Genomic DNA, 3,042 nt, shown 5'->3' on the forward strand with positions numbered 1-3,042 from the left:
GTGCTGCAATATTGGAAATTTCTTCGTTAGAAAAAGATTTCCAGTATTAGGACATATTTCGTTAGCTATGAGGGCTTTCTTTATTTTAGAGAAAATTAGAATCGATAAAAAGATTACTTGGTATGAGTTTAGAAGAGAACTAAATCGAATAGCCGTTGGGAATGCCATAATCTCTTTATGTAAAGAAACTGGTTTATTGTTAATCTAAGTATTTAAATGTATTTGCGAAAGTCCTATAATATTTTAGAATATTCTATAGCAAAATATTTGCAGAGCCCATAAATCCCCATTAAGCTAAATAATGTATCAAGATTTGGATACACAGATAGAATATACAAAATTCCAGCAATCAATGCTAATATAATTGCATGATTTGCTACCTTATCAGCTTCATCTTTATTTTTTGCTCCAACTCTCCTTGCTATCCCAGAGCTAATCCCTATACTTAATCCCCAGCTAACTGCATATATACTTATTAATATTGGAAAACTTGCTCCAACAGCCGCTAATGCATCAGCCCCTAATCCAGAAACCCAGATGCTATCAACTAAGCTGTAAATTGATTCAATAAATGTGGCAACAATTATAGGTTTTGATACTTCAATTACAGCTTTTTTTGGGTCATCTAACAATATTTCAATATTTTTCATCCTTTATCACCAAATATAAGAGAGGTAAAAAGGATGAAGAGATTTTGTATTTATAGCGGAGATGATATTTAAAATATTAATGTTAATTTTATAGATTTATTTTTAAAAATTAAAGAATAAACAAAACTTTTATAAATCAAGATTACTTAAAAAATATTATAGATTTTTTAATTTGGTGGGTTTTTATGCATGAGGACATTTGGAATCTGATTAAAGAAACCAATCATAAAACTATCCTATATTCCCATGGAATGAAAAATAGGGTTTTATTGGGCTATCTATTAAAGCTTAGAGATAAATATAACTTTGATTTTGAGGCAGTAACTTTTATTTCAGATAGAAGCCCAAAATGGGTAAGAGAAGAGATAAAATGGATTATGAAAGCAAATGATGTTAAACATAGATTTATTGAATGTGGAAAATGTAGGATAAGCTTAGAAAATAATGAACATGATTATCATGGTAGTTGTGTAGTTTGGGAAGGTATTAAAAACTTTGAAGGAGGAATTGTGGCATTATCTATAGAGAAATATGTTAGAGACAAAGAACGATTTTTAACGTGGTGTAACGATTATAATCTATTTCCTCCTTTTATTCATCTAAATGTCTCAAGAGAAGAGCTTGTTAAAGAGTATGAAAATTTGGATAAAAACCTAATTTCAAGTTGCTATCACGCATGTGTATTCTGCCCTATATTGTATAACTTAGGAAAAGGTTTAATAAAATCAGAAATTTTCTATAAGAGAAAGGTCTTAACTGATAATGAAAGAAAAAATCATGCTCTAAATGAGTTTTATGATGCTATAAAGGAGCAAGATATTGGCAGAATGATTAATTCAGTTAAAATTTATTATAATAAGTATATAAGAGAGCTTGATGAGTTGTATGCCGATTATATAAAGAGTAGAGATGTTAGGGTGTTTGATAAATTGGTTGATAAGTGTAAAGAGTATTCTGGAAGGGTTGGATTGATGGAGTTATTGAAAGTTGTGATAGTAACTTAGTGGGATTTTATTGGAATTTCGAATGTCCTGGACAGGTAAGTTGGGGATTTATTACTGATTGGGAAATAGCACAATTATCAACATATATCAAACAAAAATCTAATGAATTAAACAGAAAATTAGAGTTTATATGGATTCCTTCATTAGGAGGTAGAACAATCCAACAACTTGAAGATTCTGGAGTAAAAAATACTATGAGGTATTTTAACTATGTATTTTGTCAGCCAAATTACTATCAAAGAGATACAATGCAAGATGGTTCAGAATACACTTATGATAAGTTGGTTGAAATTCTAAATTGGATACGGAATGCATCGAGGAATTCATACATCGAATTAGAAGCAGATAATCAAGTTCTTAGTAATCCCAATAAAGTATTAAGAGCATGTGACTATGTCAAAGCACAGAAAGATTCGGTAGTTAGAGATATTTGGCAAAGAAGAGCATATTACTTTGACACAAAAAAGGAAGTCATTGATAGAGTTAGACGTACTTGTCCAGAATGGTAAAATAAATATTCTTTGAATAATAATAAATTTTTTAGGTGGAATAATGATAAAGATAAAAAAAATATCTTATTTTTTTAAGCTTTCTTATATTAATGGCAATTATCTCAGTAAATGCATCAGATAGTAAATGGACGTCTATCCAACCAAGTTCAAAAGGTTGGATTATAATCCATAACAATAACATTTATTTATATAATGGAACTCTTAAAAATATAACTCCAATAAATATTGTCTATCTAAGTAAAACATATACTAATGATGAGATTAATGAACGTTATGGGTATCTCTATTATGTAAATAGTTTTTGCTTAGGAAATAAAACTTATGTTGTATGTAATGCTTGGGATGGATGTCATATGGGTAAATTGGACATTGATAACAGAATCTTATATTTATATGGTGGAGTTCTTGGGCAATACTATAACTTAAAAAGCAATAATAAAGAGGTTTTGGCATGTTTTGATAATAAAGAAGGAATGGGAGCAGAGCCAATATTAATTGAATTAAGATATAACAAATCCTCTAATGAGTTAATATGGATTGGAGATGGTTTTTATGGAGTAAGGGCAGATTTGGAGAAATATTTATTTAATTGTGTAAATAACTCTACAAATTATAAGATTGATGATTTTGTCTTTGCTCCGTTCAGTTTTGACTACAACTCAAAAGATAAATATTGGCTTATATATGTCGATGGCATTTATTTTATATCAAACGAAAACGAATCAGAAGGTTATAAGAATATTTCTGGTTTTGTAAAATATAATGGAACATTTTACGATTTTAAGAGATTTGAGTTAAATAACTCGAAATTGTATTGTTTGTATCTCCCATTTATAAACGGAACAATATCTCCGAACATCATACTAACTAATAGAA

3 protein-coding genes and 2 pseudogenes are annotated in these 3,042 nt (G+C 29.0%); 4 read left to right on the forward strand and 1 reads right to left on the reverse strand.

The features are described 5' to 3' along the window. Positions 1 to 208: pseudogene (locus tag METFODRAFT_RS09420) on the forward strand (IS701 family transposase); the annotation flags it as partial. Positions 209 to 233: 25 nt separating this feature from the next. On the opposite strand, the gene METFODRAFT_RS09425 reads toward METFODRAFT_RS09420, so the two are convergent. Beyond that, on the reverse strand, positions 234 to 650 hold the full coding sequence (locus METFODRAFT_RS09425; RefSeq protein ID WP_007045392.1) for an MATE family efflux transporter: 417 nt from the start codon (positions 648 to 650) through the stop codon (positions 234 to 236). Positions 651 to 835: 185 nt separating this feature from the next. Between METFODRAFT_RS09425 and METFODRAFT_RS11670 the strand changes: the two genes are divergently transcribed. The 3 genes and pseudogenes from METFODRAFT_RS11670 to METFODRAFT_RS09440 all read left to right on the forward strand — a co-directional run. After that, positions 836 to 1,654 carry a hypothetical protein gene (locus tag METFODRAFT_RS11670; RefSeq protein WP_007045393.1) on the forward strand — a complete coding sequence of 273 codons (819 nt, stop codon included), beginning with the start codon at positions 836 to 838 and terminating at the stop codon, positions 1,652 to 1,654. Then, positions 1,654 to 2,163 (forward strand): DUF4855 domain-containing protein, encoded by a 510-nt coding sequence (locus tag METFODRAFT_RS09435; RefSeq protein WP_007045394.1) that lies wholly within the window; start codon positions 1,654 to 1,656, stop codon positions 2,161 to 2,163. The genes METFODRAFT_RS11670 and METFODRAFT_RS09435 overlap by 1 nt, the downstream gene beginning before the upstream one ends. Positions 2,164 to 2,255: 92 nt before the next feature. Then, positions 2,256 to 3,042 (forward strand): annotated as a pseudogene (locus METFODRAFT_RS09440) (hypothetical protein); the annotation flags it as partial.

It is taken from the genome of Methanotorris formicicus Mc-S-70 (assembly GCF_000243455.1).
In the GTDB taxonomy this organism is placed as follows: Archaea; AGJL01; Methanococci; order Methanococcales; family Methanococcaceae; genus Methanotorris; species Methanotorris formicicus.